Below are 18,242 nucleotides of genomic sequence, written 5' to 3'. Positions count from 1 at the left end.
GGCCTGGCCAGCTTTTCCACGTGAGTCCTCGGTTCGGGCCCGTCGGGCGGGGATGGTCAGATGCTGTCGGGTTGTGGTGGTGTGTAACCGATTGTGTTGTGCCACAACGTGAGCCATGCGTCCGCCCAGGGCCAGCAGCGGGGCAGGTGCAGGATGGGACGCCGTTGAGGGCGAGCGAGCCGGGCGGGGATGGTGATGATTTTGCGGCGCAGGGTCGATCCGCGGGCCCGGCCGAGTCGGCCACCGGCCAGTATTCCGGCGGTGCGCAGCAGGTTGTGGGCGATCGCGGCGCACAGGACCCAGGCGAAGTTGGCGCCGAATTTCCCGGACGGAATGTGAGCCAGTGGCCCGTCGATCAGGTCGGCGAACACGGTTTCGATGATGGCGTGTTTGCGGTGGGTGATGTCGGCATCGGCGACGGGCTCGGTGGAGTTGGTGAAGAACGGGTGATACCGCCAGACCGGGAACAGGGCATCGGGGTATCGGGCGTCTTTCACCCGGCGCACGATCAGCCTCGCGGTGGTCCGGTCTTTCGTGGAAGCGAAAGCGGTATAAGAGATTTCGGCGACCTCGGCGTCGGAGATCCACTCACCGGTATCGGGATCACGCACGGCACCGGGATACCGCACCGGAGTCCATTGGTCTTCGCCGATCGCGGTGATCGCGGCGTTGACCGCCGAATTCTTGGTCAGTACCAGCGAGAACTGTGCCCCGGCGCGCAACGCGGCGCACACGACTTTGCGGGTGCCGTATGCGGAGTCCCCACGCACCAGCACGATGCCGGTGGCGCGGGCGGCACGAGCGGTGCCGATCGCGGCGGTAACCATCGATGCGGCACCTTTGCCCGAGCCGGTCTTACCTGCGCGTAGCCGTATCCCGGCGATCACCGGTGCCGCCAGGTCGGTGCTGATCGTGGTTGCCAGGGGTGAAAGTCCTTTGCGGAGAACCTTTTTCCCAGCAATCTTCGTGTGCCCGTACGACGCGCCCTGCTTCTGGTGGCCATAGACCGGGCGCAGCAGCGAATCGATATCGACGAAGGTCCGCACAGCCGCACCGGGCAACAGATCCGCGCGCGCGGTCAAGGCCAGCAGATGCTCGCGCATCACCGACTCCAACTGCTTGGCGTGACCGAATGTGAACTCCCGCAACAGAGTCCCGACCGTCGAGGGCGCATACACGCCACTGAACAGCGTCTTGCACCCGCCGCTGCGCAGCAGACCGATATCGTCGATGCTGTCCGCACCCGCACACATCCCGGCGATCAACGTGGCCAGTTTCGGTGCCGGGTTCACCGACCCGGACTTGACTCGTGGCGCGTCGATGGCAATTTTCTCGGTCAACAGCCTGGTCAGACCCGTCTGCTCGGCCAGGGTCATCACCGGAACCAACCCCGCCACCGACACGAGGCCATCATCATCGAACCTCGCCGAGGACTCGGCGAACCTGTGGAACAATCGCACTGAAAGTGTCTTTCGGAACTTGTCTTGGTTGTTGTGTGGTAACTCCAATCATCCCAGGTCAGAAGGCACTTTCTTCATTTCGACACACCCAAATACACCGAATTCATCGGTGGATTCAGGCTAAGCCTCCGCTGCTGCGCGACCTCATCGAGATCAAGGGACACGTCGCGGGCCCCGACTACGTGCTCACCCTCGCCGACGCGGTCACCGAGGAGGGTTCATCCAAGGCCGTCGAGGACTATGTCCTCACCGACCGCCTGCTCGGCAACTTGGATAAGGCGCTCGCACTGATCAAGTCGGCGCTCGACGGCAACACCTCGAAACCGGCCTTCCTGCACGGCTCGTTCGGTGCCGGTAAATCGCACTTCATGGCGGTGCTGTACGCGCTGCTGTCCGGCAATCCGGTGGCCCGCGCGCGCACCGATTTCGATCCGGTGGTCACCAAGCACGAGTGGTTGCTGACCGAAGGTAAGAAGTTCCTCATGGTGCCATATCACATGATCGACGCCAAGGCGATGGAGCAGCGGGTGCTCGGCGGCTACGTCGACTTCGTGCGCCGCAAGCATCCCGACGCGACAATCCCGCCGGTGTATCGCACCGATGCACTGTTCACCGATCTGCGGCAACTGCGGGAAACTATGGGGGAGGACCAATTCCTCGCCGCGCTGAACCGCAATTACGCCACCGACGAGGACGACGACTGGGGCGAGTCGGCGGTGTTCTGGACCACGCAGCGCATCGACACCGCGCTCACCGCGGCAGAGGCCCAGGACGCCAGCGGCTTGGATCTGGTGAACCCGACTATGCCGCGGGAGTTGCGCGCCAAACTGGTGCACGACGCCGGCACCACCCTGCTGCCCGGCTTCGCGCAACGCGCCGCCGAGGACGAGAGTGGCTTCATCTCGCTGGATGCCGGGCTCAGTGTCATTGCCGCGCATGCGAAATCGCTCGGCTACGACGGCATCATCCTGTTCCTGGACGAGCTGATCCTCTGGCTGGCCAGCCTCATCCACGACGAGAAGCGGGTGGCGCGGGAGGCCAGCAAGATCACCAACTTCCGGGAGGGCGGCGATGCCCGCCGTGCGATCCCGATCATCTCGTTCATCGCCCGCCAGCGCGATCTGCGCGAGCTGGTCGGTGAAGAGCTCGCGGGCGCAGCGGAATCCGCGATCCAGGACGCCCTCAACCATGCCTCCGGTCGCTTCGACCTGATCAGCCTCGAGGATCGCAACCTGCCGCAGATCGCGCAGGCCCGACTGCTGAAGCCGCGCGACCCGGCGGCGGCCGCGCAGATCGACACCGCATTCGAGAAGACCAAGCGGCTCGGCCCGCGGGTGTGGGACACGCTGCTCGGCTCGGACGAGAGCACCACCGGCGCCGACGAGGCGTCGTTCCGGTTGAGCTACCCCTTCTCTCCGGCCTTTCTCGACACCCTGGTACATATCTCGGCGGCGCTGCAGCGTTCGCGCACCGGCCTGAAACTGATGGGTCAGCTGCTGGCCGATCATCGCAACGAACTGCGCCTCGGTGATCTGGTTCCGCTTGGCGACCTCTACGAACAGCTCACCCGCGGCGGCGACCGGCCGTTCGTCGCCGACAAGAAGGTGCTGTTCGACGCCGCCGACAAGCTGTACAAGACACGACTGCGTCCCTATCTGCTCAGCACGTGCGAGGTCACCGAGGACGATGTCGAGGCCTACCGGAATCGGCGCGACACCATCACCGATGCGAAACTTGCCGGCAGCTGCAAGAAGTTCCTCGGTCAGAACCGACTGGTCTGCACGGTGCTGCTGGCGGCGCTGGCACCCAGCGTCCCGGCCCTGCGCGATCTGACCATCCGCCGCCTCGCGGCGCTCAACCACGGCTCGATCACGACCATGATTGCCGGCCGGGAAGAGGGCGTGATCAAGGACCTGATCGCCGAGTGGGGATCCCGGTTCCCGGAGATCAAGCCCACCGGCACCGATGCGAATCCCGGTGTGCGCCTGGAACTTTCCGGTGTGGATGTGGAAGCGGTGCTGGCCAATGCGCAGGCCAACGACAACCCCTCCAACCGTGCGGCCCTCGCCCGCGACCTGCTCTGCGAGGAACTGGGACTCGATCGCGCCAACGGCCGCTACGACGCCGACGAGCTACGGTTCGTCTGGCGGGGCTCGAACCGGGTCGTCGAGGTGGTGTTCGGCAATGTCCGCGACGAGGAGGCGCTGCCCAGCCACGATCTGCAACCCGTTATCGAAGGCCGCTGGCGCATTGTCGTCGACCTGCCCTATGACGAGGGCGCCCACCACAACCCCGTCGAGGACCTCGAACGGATCCGGCGCCTGCGTGAACAGCAGGGCGACCACCATCCCCGTACCGTCGCCTGGCTGCCCACGCATATGACCAAGCCGCGGTGGGAGGATTTCCGCCGCCTGCTCGTCGTCACCAAGGCGCTCGCCGACCCGTACCGGTTCGAGACCCAGTACGCCCTGAACCTGAATCCCGACAACCGGGCCAGCGCCAAACAGATGCTCGAATCCCAGCGCGAGACGCTGCGCAAACAGGTGCTCACCACGTTCAAACAGGCCTACGGGCTGGCCGAGCGCAAGCCGAACGACGTGACCGACGAGCTCGACCGGCACTTCTATCCGCTGCCGGAGATCGATGGGCTGACCGTGTCGATCGGCCAGTTGCTGCACGACGCCATCCGTACCGTCGCGGGCAAGCTGCTCGCCCACCAGTTCCCCGACCACCCGAATCTGGACCCGGACAACACCGGGACGGCCGTTAAGACGGCCGATGCGAGAACCGTGTACACCCATGTGCGGGCTGCTGCGGAGGCACGCGACGGCCGGGTGGAGGTGCCGCAGAAGGATCGCGCCCTGATGCGCCGCATCGCCGAACCGCTCGGTCTGGGTCACCAGAAGGAAGCCTATTTCGAGTTGTCGCGGCGCTGGGCCGATCACTTCCGCAGAACCGCGCAGACCGAGGGCGTCACCGGCGACCTGTCGGTGATCTCCCTGGGCGACTGGACCGATCTGCCGCAGCCGAGGGGTCTGGAACCGCACATCACGAACCTGGTGATCGCGGCCTTCGCGGAAATGGACGATCGGGTGTGGGTGCGCGGCAGCGTCCCCATGGATCCTCCGGAACTCACCAAGATCCAGCACGGTGACGGACTGCGCACCCAGCCGCTGCCCAGCGAATCGGATTGGGACACAGCACGACACCGCTTCGAGGTCGTTTTCGGCGAGAAGACGCCCACCCTGCGCCGAGGTGGGCTGGTCCAGCAGTTCGCTCGCCAGATCACCACCACCGCAATCAAATACCAGGATCCGGCGGTGCGGCTGGTGGAACAGCTGGAGAAGCACACCGAGTTCCTCGGCCTCGACGACACCGAACCCGGCGGTCGGCTCGCCCTCGCGCGTCGCGCGGTCGATCTGCTGACCACGCTCGCCACGGCGGGTGGCGGCTCGGCGGGTGCGAAGCGGACCGTCGAAGCGCTCGCGCATTTCGATCTGGCCGACACCAATCCGGACCGCTACGCCACCTCGATCAAATCGGCGGACACGGTGATCACGGCGCTCACCCATGCCGCCTGGGCCACGCTCGAACAGGCCCGCTACCTCGGGCCCGAAGGCGCTGCGCTGCTGGATTCGCTGCGCTCGGTCGCGCGGGCCGATCAGCGCTCCGCCGATCTGGCCGCGGCGTTGCGCCGTACGGATGCCGAAATCACCGCCATCCTCACGCGCAGGCTGCGCGAGGAGGAGGAGGCCCGACGACGACAGCAGGTGACCGAGAAGCCAGCCACCGCAACGGATCACGTGGCCACGGCTCGGGCCGACCAGGTCGATCTGACAACGGCCACGAGTACCCCGCAGATTTCGGACAGGCCGGCGGCGGGTGTTGCCACGCGTACGGTCCGTCGCTCGGGGGAGTCCAGGATCACCGCCCGGGACGCGGTTGCGTCCTTCTCTGCCGAACTCGCGGAACTGGCCGCGCTGGAGCCGGAGGCAACGATCGAAATCTCGTGGCGGGTCGTGGAATGACCGCAACCGTTGGGTCGAGCGCCCTGCGTCTGTCGAGAACCACAGTCGCCCAATATCTTTCGTCGCACAAGCGGCTGGCCGGTGCTCTCGGTACGGCCGGTTCGCCAGAGACGCTGCTGTTGCGCGGGGAACCGGTGTGGGAGGGCGACCCCGTGGTGGCGCTCGCCGACGGCAGCCACGCACGGGTGGTGGCCGCTGCGTCACCGCTGGCTGTACACGAGACGGTGCTCGCACATACTCGCGAGACCGAGCCCGGCCCAAGGGTTCTCGTGATCCTCACCGGCGTCGAGGAGCACGACCTCGATCCGGCGATCCTCGCCCGCACCCACCGCGCCCGTATTCACACCGTCGACCGCTGGGACATCGTGCGGGAGAGCTTCGGCGCCACCGTGGTCGACGAGCGACTCAAACGCGAAACCTGGGCCTGCGAGGCACTCCTCGACGCCGCGGGTGCCCACGGCTGGCCGGCCGAGCTGGCCGGCGGAGTGCTGTCGCGCACCCCGGCGCTGGCCGCGCTGGCCGCCCGCCGACTGGACCTCGGTCCGGTCGGCGACCGCATCGATCCCAACACTCTGCTCGACTGGTCCCAGCACCCCGCGGGCCCCCAGCTGCTCGTCGACCTGCGGGCGCCCGAACGTGCGGGTCTCATCGAATTTCTCAGCGAGAGCGAACAAGCCGGTATGACCGGTCGCATGGTGACGGCGCTGGTGTCGACGGGGCACGCCGCCGAGGCCATCGCCTACGGGCTGGTGTGCGCGGCTCTGTGGCAGCATGCGACCCCGAGTAACACCGTGTATCAGGCGCGCGGACGGGTGGAACGCTGGCTCGGTGACCCACCGCCGGCCGTCGGCGAGGCACTGGACCGGCTGCTCACCGCATTCGGCGGCACCTGCGAGGAATTCGTCCGGGACCTGCTGCACAAAGCGCGTACCGTCACCGATCCGCACGACGAAGCCGATGAGCCGGTGCGCCGGGCCCGTCGGATCGCCGATACCGTTCTGGCCCAAGCGGATCTGCTGGTTCGCCAGTTCGGCGCCGACGAGGCGGCCGCGAGCAGCCCGATTCTCGCCGCGGGTTTGGCGGCACGCTTCACCGCCGCCGGTCACGCCCTCGGTCGTGGTCAGGCCGGTGAGATCGACACGGCGGTCGACCGGCTGCGCGCCCACGATCTCGCCCCCGACCATCAGGTCCGGCTCAGCCGGGTTCGCATGGCGCAGCGCCTCACCCGATGGTTGCGGACCGAACCCGATCCGACCACCGACACCGTCGCGGCGGCGTTGACCCGGCAGATGCGCGACATCGCCTGGGTCGACCGTGCGCTCGACTACGTCGACGCGGGCGGCGATGAGGATGCCGCACTGAAGATCGCGTATCGGGTCCTGGTCTCGCGGACCCGCGAACTGCGCCGGGAATTCGACCGGGAGTTCGCGACAACCCTTGCCGTCTGGACCAATTCGGGCTCGGATCCGGGAGAGATGCTCACCGTCGAGACATTCCTCCGGCGCGTGGTACGCCCCCTGGCCGGCACCCACCGGGTGATGCTGATCGTGCTGGACGGGATGAGTGCCGCCATCGCTACCGAACTGGCCGGCGAATTACGCAGAACCTTTGCGGAATACGACCCGTTGCCGGGGAAAGAACCACGCTGTCGGCGCGCGATGGCGGCGGCCCTGCCCAGCCTGACCGCGGTATCGCGCACGTCGTTGTTCGCCGGCACCCTGATGAAGGGTGACCAGGACACCGAGCGGCGGCTGTTCCCTGCGCACAAGTTCTGGGGCGCGAAGCGTGCCGAGGTCTTCCACAAGAACCATTTGCGCAGTGAGCCCGGCGACCGGTTCGGCAAGGATCTGGACGCGGCCATCGCCGACCCCGACTGTCATGTCGCCATGGTGCTCAACACCATCGACGATCGGCTGGGCAAAGAAGTCAAACTCGACGACTCTGCTTGGGAGACAAGGGAGATCGGTGACTTGCGCGCGCTCGTCGGCGCCGCCGCCGGGCAGGGCATGGCCGTGCTGATCACCAGCGACCACGGCCACGTCATCGATCGGCACGGTGTCGCGGTCGAGGGGGTCGGCGTCGCCTCGGCGCGCCACCGAGTGCCTGCCCCCGCGTACGACCGCCTTGCCGAGACCGAGATCGCGCTACGGGGTCCCCGTGTGGTGTGGCCCGAGTCCGGCGCATCGATCGTCGCGCTCTGGGACAGCGACTCTCGCTATTCCGCGCAGAAGGCCGGGTACCACGGCGGGGCTTCCCTCGCCGAGATCACCATCCCGGTGCTGGCCTTCCTGCCCGCCTATGCCGATCCGCCGGACGGCTGGCAGGAGCTGGGCGAGACACGACCGAAGTGGTGGGCCGGCGAGTCCGAAGCGGACCAGGCCGTCGCCGTGGCGACGCCGACGGTCGCCGAGCGGATCGTCACCCGCAAGGCTCTGGAGAAACTCACCGACCAGATCACCTTGGACATCCCCATCCCTGCCGAGCCCGCTCTCACGCCGCACCTCGGCGACACCGATGATCTTGTCACGCGGCTGCTGGCGTCCGATGTCTTCGGGATCCAACTCGAACAGCTGGCCCGGAAGCCTGCGAAGACCAAGCTGGAGAAGGCAATTCGCGCGCTGCTCGAAGGACCGCAACCCGCCACCGCCCTCGCACAGCGGGTAGGTGACCCGCCCAGCCGCGCACGCGGTTTCGCCTCGATCCTCGGTCAGTTGCTCAATGTGGACGGCGTCCAGGTGCTCGAAACTCTCGGTGACGGCCGCACATTACGGTTGAATCCGGGCCTGCTACGAGATCAATTCGCTCTACGGTGACCGAATGCGTGATTCCTTCGCGTCAGATGGCGGGGTGCGGAAGGGGCCACGGTCCGGACTCGGCGAGGCCGAAGGGTACCCACCGCCGCCGCTGGTGTGCAGACCCCGTGCGGAGACGGCTGTCGACTACCGGCGACGTGCGAGACTGGGCCAATGAGTAGCGTGCAACCGATGTCCACCAGTGCGGCCCGGCGTCGCCTGGTGATCGACGCGCTGCGCCGCGGTGCTGTTCCAGACGCGGGTCTGGACCTGCTCGCCACCGGCCTCGACCGCTTCGAAACTGCCCTGGATGCCGAATTGGATACCATCGCTTCCGGTGGCGCGGTCTTCAAAGCGGTCCGTGGTGAGTACGGCTCGGGCAAGACATTCTTCTCCCGATGGCTGGGCGAAAGAGCCAAGCGCCACAACTTCGCCGTGGCCGAGGTGCAGATCTCCGAAACCGAGACGCCACTGCACAAACTGGAGACGGTCTATCGGCGGCTCACCGAGCGGCTGACCACGTCCAGCTTTCCGCCCAGCGCCCTGCGGCCGGTAGTGGACGCATGGTTCTACGCTCTGGAAGAGGATGCGGTTGCCGGCGGCGCGACGGAGGAGGAGTTGCCTGCGGCCGTCGACAATCTGATGACTGCCCGGCTCGCCGAGGTCTCCCGGCATGCACCTGCTTTCGCGGCGGCTCTGCGTGGATACCGGGTTGCAATGCTGGACAACGACGAGACCACGGCGTCGGCCATCCTAGCCTGGCTCGGTGGGCAGCCGAATGTTGCTGCCGCCGCACGCCGGGCCGCCGGCGTGCGGGGTGAACTCGATCATTTCGGTGCCTTCGGATTCCTGCAGGGTCTGTTGACCGTGCTGCGGGATTCCGGTCATCGCGGGCTCCTGGTCGTGCTCGACGAGGTCGAGACTCTGCAGCGGGTCCGGTCGGATGCGCGTGACAAGGCGCTCAATGCGCTGCGTCAGCTCATCGACGAGGTGTACTCGGGCCGCTTCCCAGGTTTGTACCTGCTGATCACCGGTACCCCGGCATTCTTCGACGGGCAGCAGGGTGTCCAGCGGCTTCCGCCCCTGGCGCAGCGGCTGGCCACCGACTTCACCACCGACCCTCGGTTCGACAACCCGCGCGCGGTTCAGGTCCGTCTGCCCGGGTTCAGCCTCGATTCGCTCACCATGGTCGGCATCACGATCCGCGACCTATACGCCATCGGTGCCGACGCAGGGGACCGCGTGCTTGCCCTTGCCGACGACGATTACGTCGCCGATCTGGCGAAGGCGGTCACCGGATCACTCGGCGGGAAGGTCGGCGTCGCACCACGACTGTTTCTCAAGAAGCTGGTGGGTGATGTACTCGACCGTATTGATCAGTTTCCCGACTTCGACCCGCGGCAGCACTATCGGCTCACCGTCGCTTCGACCGAATTGTCCGACACCGAGCGCAATCTGATCAGCGCCGACGATGTCGACCTGGACCTGTGAGCGGGTCCGAGGCGCCCATCGCCGCGATGGATCGGCTCGATCCGGTGGTGGTCCATCACATCGTGAATACGCTCGGCTGGCCCGATCTGCGTCCGCTGCAGAAGGCGGCGATCGCGCCACTGCTACGCGGTGACGATGCGGTCCTGCTGGCTCCCACGGCCGGTGGGAAAACCGAGGCAGCGTGTTTTCCGCTGCTGACCGCGATGACTCGTGACGACTGGCGCGGGGTGTCGGTGTTGTACCTGTGTCCGCTCAAGGCATTGCTGAACAATCTGGTGACGCGTATCGACGGTTATGCCCAGTGGGTGGGGCGCCGAGCGGCGCTCTGGCACGGTGACACCGCCGACTCTCGGCGTAACCGGATCCGCCGTGAACCCCCCGACATTCTGTTGACCACCCCGGAATCGTTGGAAGCCATGCTGATCGGGGTGAAAACCGAGCACGAGAATCTACTCGGCGGTATCCGAGCGGTCGTCGTCGACGAAGTACATGCGTTTGCGGGCGACGATCGCGGCTGGCATCTGCTGGCTGTCCTGGAGCGGCTGCAACGAGTGACCGGACGCCCGATTCAGCGGGTGGGCTTGTCCGCGACCGTCGGTAATCCCGCGGAACTGTTGACGTGGTTGCAGGGGGCCGGTGCCGGTCACCGGCCTTGCTCGGTCGTCGCGCCGGATCTGGCGGTGTCCGATGGTGGAGTCCGTAGGTCCTCCGATTCGACAGCGGCGCAAGGTCTTCCGGGCCAGGGCGGAGCCTCGCCGCCACCCGGTACGGTCGAACTGGACTATGTCGGCTCACTCGACAACGCTGCCAAGGTCATCGCAGCCCTGCATCGTGGCGAGAAGCGGCTGGTCTTCTGTGATTCCCGGCGGCAGGTCGAGCAGTTGGGCGCAGCGCTGCGAGAGCGCGAGATCACGGTGTTCCTGTCGCATGCTTCTTTGTCCGCGGACGAGCGCGCTCGTGCCGAGCAAGCCTTCGCCGAGGCTCGCGACTGTGTGATCGTCTCGACGTCCACGCTCGAGCTGGGCATCGACGTCGGTGATCTGGATCGCGTCATACAGATCGACTCACCTGCAACCGTCGCCTCGTTTCTGCAGCGCATCGGCCGTACCGGCCGCCGGCCGGGCAGCATCCGCAACTGCCTGTTTCTGGCCACCAGCACGGATGCCCTGATCCAAGCTGCCGGGCTGCTGCTGCTGTGGAGTCGCGGCTGGGTCGAGCCGGTGATCGCTCCGCCGCAGCCGCGGCATCTTGTCGCACAACAACTTCTGGCCGTCACTCTGCAGAACGGAACGCTGGGTGACCGCATCTGGTCACAGGAATGGAACGGTCTCCCGCCTTTCGACCGGTCTGCCGAGCCGATCCTGAAGCACCTGCTCGCGGCGGGCTATCTCGATTCGGATCAGGGTCTCATGTTCGTCGGTGCGGAGGCCGAGAAGCGATTCGGCAGAAGGAACTTCCTGGAGCTGACGGCCTCGTTCACCGCGCCGCCGCAGTTCACGGTGCTTGCCGGGCGGCAGGAAATCGGCCGGACCGATCCCTCGATCCTCACCGACGATCGGCCGGGCCCTCGACTGTTGCTGCTCGCCGGCCGCAGTTGGCGGGTCACCTACGTGGACTGGAAACGGCGGCGGCTCTTCGTCGAACCGGCCGACAGCGGTGGAGTTGCGAAATGGTCGACTGTCGGCGTTCGTGGATTGTCCGAGAAGCTGACCCGAGCGATGCGCGCCGTGTTGCTGGGCGATGATCCGGAAGTCTCGCTGACCCGGCGAGCTCGGGCGGCACTTACCGAAGAGCGGGAGCTGCGGGCCGGCACGGTCGCAACCGATGCGACGCTGATCATTCGTGACGGCGGTACTGCTCGATGGTGGACCTGGGCGGGTTATCGCGCGAACGCGACCCTCGCTGCGACCCTCCATGCTGTTGCCGATCGGGACCAGCGACCGACCGACTTCGCCATCCGACTCCGCGCAGACGTGACACTCGAGGCGTGGCAGTCGGCGATCCGAGCCGTCGACCGAGATCTGCTCACCTTGCCCGACGTCGATCAGCGTGCTGTGGCCGGACTGAAATTCTCGGCACTGCTGCCGGAAGCGCTGGCGACGGCCACGGTCGCGGCGCGGCTGGCCGATGTGTCTGCCGCTCGCACTGTGCTGTCCGAATCATCGCGGTGGCACATGTCATCGTGAGCGCCTCGAATAGGGCTGTCGTCCACGGATCGTCCGTTACGTCTGCATCCCCGAGAGAACCGACCGGTTTCGGATGCGAATGGTGTAGCAGAGCCAAATCGGTTGTGATATCGAGTATTACGCACCGCACGTGATTCGATCGACAACAGGGGGACCGAGCGTGGCACTCGACAGCCCGAAACTTCAGGAAGTCCTGAGGCAGATCAGAGCGGGAGCCATGCAGCTCCCGGACTTCCAGCGCGACTGGAAGTGGGACGACCAGCGCATTCGGGAGCTGATCGCCACCATCACCCTGGACTATCCGCTGGGTGTGGTGATGACCCTCGAAACCGGCGGCCGATCCCCGTTTCGTGCTCGTCCGCTCACCGGGGCCGAGACCGAACAGCCGGCGGAACCCGACCTGCTGCTTCTCGACGGGCAGCAGCGCCTGACGTCGCTGTTCCAAGCCTTGTTCATGGATGCTCCCGTGCGTACCACCGACGCTCGCGGCAACGAGCTCTACCGCTGGTACTACATCGATATCGAGAAGGCTGTGATTGCCCCGGCGGACCGCGATGATGCCATCGTCTCGGTCCCGGCCGACAAGCAGGTCCACGCCCGGTCCTCCCGAACTGTCGAGCTCGACCTTTCCGACACCGAATCGGAATGTCGCGCAAAGCTTTTCCCGCTCAACATCGTCTTCGACACCGGTCGGGTGCATGCCTGGATGCGCGAGTTCGTGCAGCTCGACGATGCCCATTGGACGCTGTGGTCGAATTTCGACCAGGCTGTCCTGCAGCACGTGCAGTCCTTCCTCATCCCGATGATTCGACTCGAGGCCGCCACCACGCCCGACGCCGTGTGCTCGGTGTTCGAGCGGGTCAACACCAACGGTGTACCGCTCAACGTGTTCGAACTACTCACCGCCACCTACGCCGGCAACCGGGACTACGAACGGGAGCACTCCGACTACTACCGGTTGCCCGAGGTCTGGCAGGACATCAAGAAAGAGCTCGCCACCGCCTATCCGGTGCTCGGACAGCCGGAGATCAACCTCGAGAACGGACTCAGTAGCGCCGACTTCCTGCAAGCGATTGCGCTGGTCTGCACCTGGGAGCGTAAGCGTGAGGGCCGCACTGCGTCGGTGTCGTGCAAGAGGCGCGATCTGCTCAATCTCCCGCTGCCGGATTTCGACCGACTCGCCCCTCAGCTGCGAGATGCCTTCGCGTGGGTCGGTGACTTCCTCACCCGGCAGTACATCGTCAATCCCACCGACCTGCCTTATCGGACACAACTTGTTCCATTGGCGGCCGTCCGAGCGATCCTCGGGGACCGCACAGACGAACCCGGGATGCTCGAACGGATCACCCGCTGGTATTGGTGCGGCGTTCTCGGCGAAATGTACAGTGGCTCAACGGAGAGCCGGTTTCCGCGCGATGTCGAGCAGCTGATCGATTGGACTCGACCGGACGGCACCGTGCCCGATACGGTCGCCGAGGCCGCTTTCCTCGAAGATCGGCTCGACACCCTGGCCACCCGAAACAGTGCCGCCTACAAGGGGATTTACGCACTGCTGGCCAAGCAGGGTGCAGTGGATTGGTATTACAACCACGAGCCATTGAATCCCGGTACGATGCTGCAGAACTCCGTCGATATTCGGCAGGTATTTCCCAAGAACTGGTGCGCTCGTCATCGTATTCCCACTGCGAAGGCCAACTCGATCGTCAACAAGACGATGCTCTCGCACCGGGCCGGACGCAGTCTGGTCGGTGCTCCCAGTTCCTATCTGCCCGTGTTGGCGAACGAATCGGGTACCCGCGATGAGTGGTTCGACGATATCGTCGCAACGCATGTCATCGATCCGGCCACATTGCGCGCCGATGACTTCGACGCTTTCTACGCCGATCGTTCCAGGCAACTGCTGGAGCTGGTGAGAACTGCCATGGGCAAGGGTACTCTCGTGCGCGAACTGACAGCGGGGTGACAGTGCCCGAGATGCCGACCATCGAGCATATATACGCGCTGAAGGGCCGTGATCTGACGGTTTCGAAGTTGCTGGCCTTTTTTGGCTTCCGCTATCGCAACTTCGAATCTGTTCCGACCATCGATGCGGCGCTGGAGAATGCGGGACTGACTACTGAGCCGTCCTTCGCAACCTGCAAGCTCAACATGACCGTCAAGGTCGTCGACCTCAATCAAGCCACTGAGGACCCGGTGGACGAGGCCGAGGACCCTCAGCTGGATTCATTGCCGACCCGGCCGTTCCTCGTCAGCGACCTCCCGTCTGCCACCGCCGGCCTGACGTCGATCACGTTTGCCGACGGACTGCCGTACGCCCTGCACCTCATGCAAACCGAGGGGTATTCGCAGATACCCGTTATCGACGGTACGTCCAGCCTCAAGGGCATCGTCACTTGGAGATCCGTGGCCGCGGTATTCCTTCGGGCCGGGGTAGCCCACACGCTTTCCAACGCGATGGAGAAGGCGGAAACCGTCGAACTTCATCTGGATCTGTTCCGGGAACTTTCCCGCCTGTGTGAGCACGGCTACCTGCTGGTCCGGAACAATGATGGTGAGCTTACCGGCATCATCACGCCGACGGATATCACCAATCAGTTCCACGACACTGCTCTGCCGTTCTTCTTGGTCGGCGAGATCGAGTTTCGACTGCGTGCCTGCCTGCGCGATCGAATCGGCCCGGATTCGATCCGGGAAGTCCAGCGCTACAAAAAGACCGGCGATATCGATGATCTCGTATTCGGAGACTATCTCAGCCTGCTCCGTACCGACCAGCAGAAAGTGTCGCTGAACGCATCTGCCGAGGCGAACTGGCAGAACCTCGGATGGCACGGTGTGGACCGTAACATGTTTATTGACCACCTCATCCAGGTGAAAAATATACGTAACAGTATTGCGCATTTCGACGCGAAGCCGACAAGTCTGGAGGATATCACCGTTCTCCGGAAGTTTTCGGCACTACTCAAGGCGTTGGGCTGACTCCGGCTCCGGGGACCGATGAGGCCGATCACTTCGATTGCGGCCGCCGAAGGCCGAATGCGCAGCCAGGAGGCCGAATACGGCGTCATGGCGGATTTCTCGGGTCTTTTCGAGCTGCTCCCGCAGCAGCTGCTCAGTGGAATCCAGTTGTTTTGCTACAGCGGCGATCGCTCGCTGGGTGTCCAGATTGGGCAGGACGAGCGGCAGGTCGCCGATTGTGTTGAGCGAGATCGTCTTCATGTTCATGCTTCCCGTGGAGCGGGACTCCAGCCAATCGCGCGCGCTGGGGCTCCGGAGATACGCGGCCATATAGTCGGAATTCACCTTGTCTGTGGCGCGGAGCAGGAAGCAGCCGGTACCGCACACCCAGCCGTCCTGTTCTGGACCGACGACAGCGCATCGCCCCATCTCGCCGCGGCGGGCCAGGACGATGTCGTCACGGCGCAGGCGGAAGCGCTCCAGCTTCGCGGCATGGCCTGCGGCAATGTATCTGATGTTTGCCGTGTTGAATCCGGCGTCGGTCAGATCCTTGGGCATGACCACCGGGATGCCCTCAGTGTCCACGTACTCTTCGGCGCGGACAAGGCTTCCGGATGGTCCTGCGAGGAGCTGTTTCGCCTTGGGGTTCCAGATCTCGGAAAGCGGCACACGCGAATTCTCGAGACTCGCGGGCTTCAGCTGATCGAAATCGTCGAAGGTATCGCGTAGGTCTAAGATGGACTGCGATAGCGTGCGGTCTCGGCTGCCGAGATCATCCAGTATTCGGCTGAAATCTTGCGCCTCGGGAGTCATGCCCTGCACATCGCGAACATAGCGTCTGGGATCGAGGTTTCCGCCGTTCTCGAGAATCTCCTTGTGTGTGATCGAACGAGAAAAATTGGGCTTGCCCGCGTTCGTCCGAGGCGACTGCAGCCACTGTCGGAAATGGCTGCTGATGCGTTCGGTCTCCGCCACCGCCAGTATTCGGGGCTGCCGCGGGAGTTGCGTGCCGAACTCACCGGCGTCGATGAACAGAATTCGATCCCGGTCTTCGGCAGGCAGATGACGAGCCTTGTCCTTGGCCAGAATCCATACGTGCACCGGGATGGAGGTCTGGTGAAAAAGATTGGGCGGCAGGGCGATGATCGCGAGCACCGCACCATGGGTGACCATTCTGCGGCGGATCGCCTCTTCTGCTGCGGAAGAGGACCATGCTGCCGCCGACGGCATGATGATCGTAGCGATCCCGTTCTCGCTAAGCCGGTTCCAGGCGAGCTGAAGCCAGGCGAAGCGCGCGCTCGACTCAGGGGGCGGGCCGAAGGACCAGGCTCCGAGGTCGGTACGCCCGAGGCGCTGATTGAACGGTGGGTTGCTCAACACCCGGTCGAAAAGAGCAGAGCTCGGGCGTTGAAACATCGCTGCCAGGTCGGTGGGAACGACTGACGGTAGATCTACACCGTGTAGCGCGAGATTCAACGTTGCCAACTGAATGTTGCTGCGGTCCGCGGCGTGGGCCTCGAAGGATTCACCGCCCATGCGGCCGGGCACCGCGATTTGCCGCGCTGCGGCGGCGAGTATGCCGCCGGTTCCGCAGGCCGGATCAAGGATCCGGTCGTCTCTCTGCAGCGCGGCCATATCGACGACCAAGCGCACCACCTCCCGTGGTGTGTAGTACTCGCCTGCCGTACTGGGACTTTCCCGGAAGTAGCGCTCGATGAGTAGGGCAGCGACCTCGGCCAGGACAGCCTCGTCCACCGCCGGGTCCACGGCCAGCGCGGTGAGGAAAGGGGCCAGCCATGGAGAATCATCGAAACCACGCGAATTGAGGCGGTCTTTGTCGTGCCTGGCGAACGGACCGGTATCCGCGAGGCCCACAGGCAGATCTGCGATCCGCATCGCGGCCTGTAGGTCTGCCAGCGGCGACGCACCTCGGCGTGCCTCTGCGACCGCTCGCGCCCACCTATTGCGGGACTCGTCCTGCGGTCCGCCGGCCTGCGTCTGGACGAATCGCGCGAGCACCATGACCGCGAACATGCTCACGAGATCGTCGCGAGTGTCCCGACCTTGCTGGAAAGGTGCGTATGCACGCCAGATTCGTTCGGCGACGTCGGATGCGGTGTAGCGAGTATCGATGTTTCCCACTCCTGAACCTCTCTGCCTCGGAGGGTGACCTACGCCAAATGCACGATGACGTAGGCCGCTGCCGCGACCAAGATCAACAAGCTGAGTCGCAGCGTCATGTCTGCGCTCTGCATCGCCTTGCCCAGCAACTCGACGAACCTCTTCACTCCGACACTCCCAGCTGTCCTCTGCGCAGCAATGCTGCGCATTTGGGTTGGATGATGATGCTCTTGTGAAAACATGCCCGCCCGGCAAAGGTGTTCGAGTGAGAGGGCGCTGTCGTTCGAGAAGATAGCACCCGGCTGGAGAGTGGGACGGCAGCGATATTAGGCCACCGTTCCGCGCGGGATCCATGCGCAGTATGTCTGCGCAAAAAGTAAAGCACTTCCTGTGCTGGTAGCGATGGTGGTCGATAGGTGCCACGCGTAGGGAGGGCCGAAGGGCGGTGATGTAAATCACAACTGAGCGGTGTGTGCGCTCGTGCATCGTCGACGCCCCTGGGCGAACGCTGCTACAGCGACTACGACGCTGTTGGGTATCGGTCAAATCGGAAAGTTCGCGGCTCTGGGCACTTTCGGCCTGAAGCTTCTGCTCCGGGTGGGCCGTCCCTGGCGAATGAGACCAGGTGGTCCCGTCAACGAGGGCTGCCCACGAGCCTCGCGACCTGCGGTCTCCGCCCTGGACCCGCCGGAAATTCGCGGAACGCTAGCAAGTAGTCGGTGACCTCTGGGGGTGAGCTACGAGTCGACCGGGCAAACGCGGTGGTGGCGGTCCCACCAGACGACATGAAAGACCGGGCCAATCATGTAGCCCCACGATCGATTCAGATTGCCGTGTCGGAGGCGGAAGACTTCTGATACCGCAATTTCCAGTTCTTCCAGCCGTTTTTGCGCAGCAGGGCAGATGGTTTCGATCGACTGGCTGTGATGGAGTCGGCGAGTCTTGTTCTTCGAATTGAAAGTCTGTGCCTTGACTTCGCGCCAGGAAAGCCCGGACATTTGCGCAAGCAGATCGAGGATGTCCTTTGCCTCTTTCGGTGCGAGGTGCCAATCCCACTCGCCCGCGTATTCATGATCGATGGACTGCGCCGACCATCGAAAGCGCTCATCATCGATGGGAATCGGCCGCGCCTCCGGCAAACTTTTGCCTCGACCTGCGGGAGCTTCCACGCGACCCAGTCGCTTGCGCTTGTTGTTTTCTCCCATCTGA

9 protein-coding genes are annotated in these 18,242 nt (G+C 64.7%); 6 read left to right on the top strand and 3 right to left on the bottom strand.

Going from position 1 to position 18,242, the window contains the following annotated elements:
- Window positions 1–56: 56 nt before the first annotated feature.
- Window positions 57–1,460: an IS1380 family transposase gene (locus G361_RS0132070; protein ID WP_019925568.1), complete on the bottom strand. Its 1,404-nt coding sequence runs from the start codon at window positions 1,458–1,460 to the stop codon at window positions 57–59.
- A gap of 182 nt (window positions 1,461–1,642) precedes the next feature.
- On the opposite strand from G361_RS0132070, the gene G361_RS0132065 reads away from it, so the two are divergent.
- The 6 genes from G361_RS0132065 (at window position 1,643) to G361_RS0132040 (ending at window position 14,933) form a co-directional block, all read left to right on the top strand.
- On the top strand, window positions 1,643–5,488 hold the full coding sequence (locus G361_RS0132065; RefSeq protein WP_019931234.1) for a hypothetical protein: 3,846 nt from the start codon (window positions 1,643–1,645) through the stop codon (window positions 5,486–5,488).
- The gene (pglZ, locus tag G361_RS0132060) at window positions 5,485–8,301 is read left to right on the top strand and encodes a BREX-2 system phosphatase PglZ (RefSeq protein ID WP_019931233.1); all 2,817 of its coding nucleotides are present in this window, start codon (window positions 5,485–5,487) and stop codon (window positions 8,299–8,301) included. Before G361_RS0132065 ends, pglZ begins: the two co-directional genes overlap by 4 nt.
- Before the next feature lie 171 nt (window positions 8,302–8,472).
- On the top strand, window positions 8,473–9,771 hold the full coding sequence (brxD, locus tag G361_RS0132055) for a BREX system ATP-binding protein BrxD (RefSeq protein ID WP_196814701.1): 1,299 nt from the start codon (window positions 8,473–8,475) through the stop codon (window positions 9,769–9,771).
- A 26-nt stretch (window positions 9,772–9,797) separates the two neighbouring features.
- Window positions 9,798–11,957, top strand: a complete 2,160-nt coding sequence (locus G361_RS0132050; RefSeq protein ID WP_052172965.1) for a DEAD/DEAH box helicase — start codon at window positions 9,798–9,800, stop codon at window positions 11,955–11,957.
- A 160-nt stretch (window positions 11,958–12,117) separates the two neighbouring features.
- A complete protein-coding gene (locus G361_RS0132045; protein ID WP_019931230.1) occupies window positions 12,118–13,920 on the top strand; it encodes a DUF262 domain-containing protein in 1,803 nt (600 codons plus the stop codon).
- Between the two features lie 11 nt (window positions 13,921–13,931).
- Window positions 13,932–14,933 carry a CBS domain-containing protein gene (locus tag G361_RS0132040; RefSeq protein ID WP_026343754.1) on the top strand — a complete coding sequence of 334 codons (1,002 nt, stop codon included), beginning with the start codon at window positions 13,932–13,934 and terminating at the stop codon, window positions 14,931–14,933.
- Here G361_RS0132040 and G361_RS45660 read toward each other — a convergent pair.
- Together G361_RS45660 and G361_RS49870 are read right to left on the bottom strand one after the other, a co-directional pair.
- Window positions 14,913–17,054 carry a type I restriction-modification system subunit M/S gene (locus G361_RS45660; RefSeq protein ID WP_196814700.1) on the bottom strand — a complete coding sequence of 714 codons (2,142 nt, stop codon included), beginning with the start codon at window positions 17,052–17,054 and terminating at the stop codon, window positions 14,913–14,915. The two genes, G361_RS0132040 and G361_RS45660, sit on opposite strands and share 21 nt — an antisense overlap.
- 716 nt (window positions 17,055–17,770) lie before the next feature.
- A complete protein-coding gene (locus tag G361_RS49870; RefSeq protein ID WP_155981923.1) occupies window positions 17,771–18,238 on the bottom strand; it encodes a hypothetical protein in 468 nt (155 codons plus the stop codon).
- Window positions 18,239–18,242 lie beyond the last annotated feature (4 nt).

This window comes from Nocardia sp. BMG111209, assembly GCF_000381925.1.
Lineage (GTDB): Bacteria > Actinomycetota > Actinomycetes > Mycobacteriales > Mycobacteriaceae > Nocardia.
The sequence above is the reverse complement of the archived record's forward strand: the minus strand, read 5'-3'. Positions and strand labels throughout refer to the sequence as shown.

Coding starts and splice junctions, on each gene's coding strand:
- G361_RS49870 (WP_155981923.1), bottom strand. CDS start 18,238: ATGGGAGAAAACAACAAGCGCAAGCGACTGGGTCGCGTGGAAGCTCCC.
- brxD (WP_196814701.1), top strand. CDS start 8,473: ATGTCCACCAGTGCGGCCCGGCGTCGCCTGGTGATCGACGCGCTGCGC.
- pglZ (WP_019931233.1), top strand. CDS start 5,485: ATGACCGCAACCGTTGGGTCGAGCGCCCTGCGTCTGTCGAGAACCACA.
- G361_RS0132050 (WP_052172965.1), top strand. CDS start 9,798: ATGGATCGGCTCGATCCGGTGGTGGTCCATCACATCGTGAATACGCTC.
- G361_RS0132040 (WP_026343754.1), top strand. CDS start 13,932: ATGCCGACCATCGAGCATATATACGCGCTGAAGGGCCGTGATCTGACG.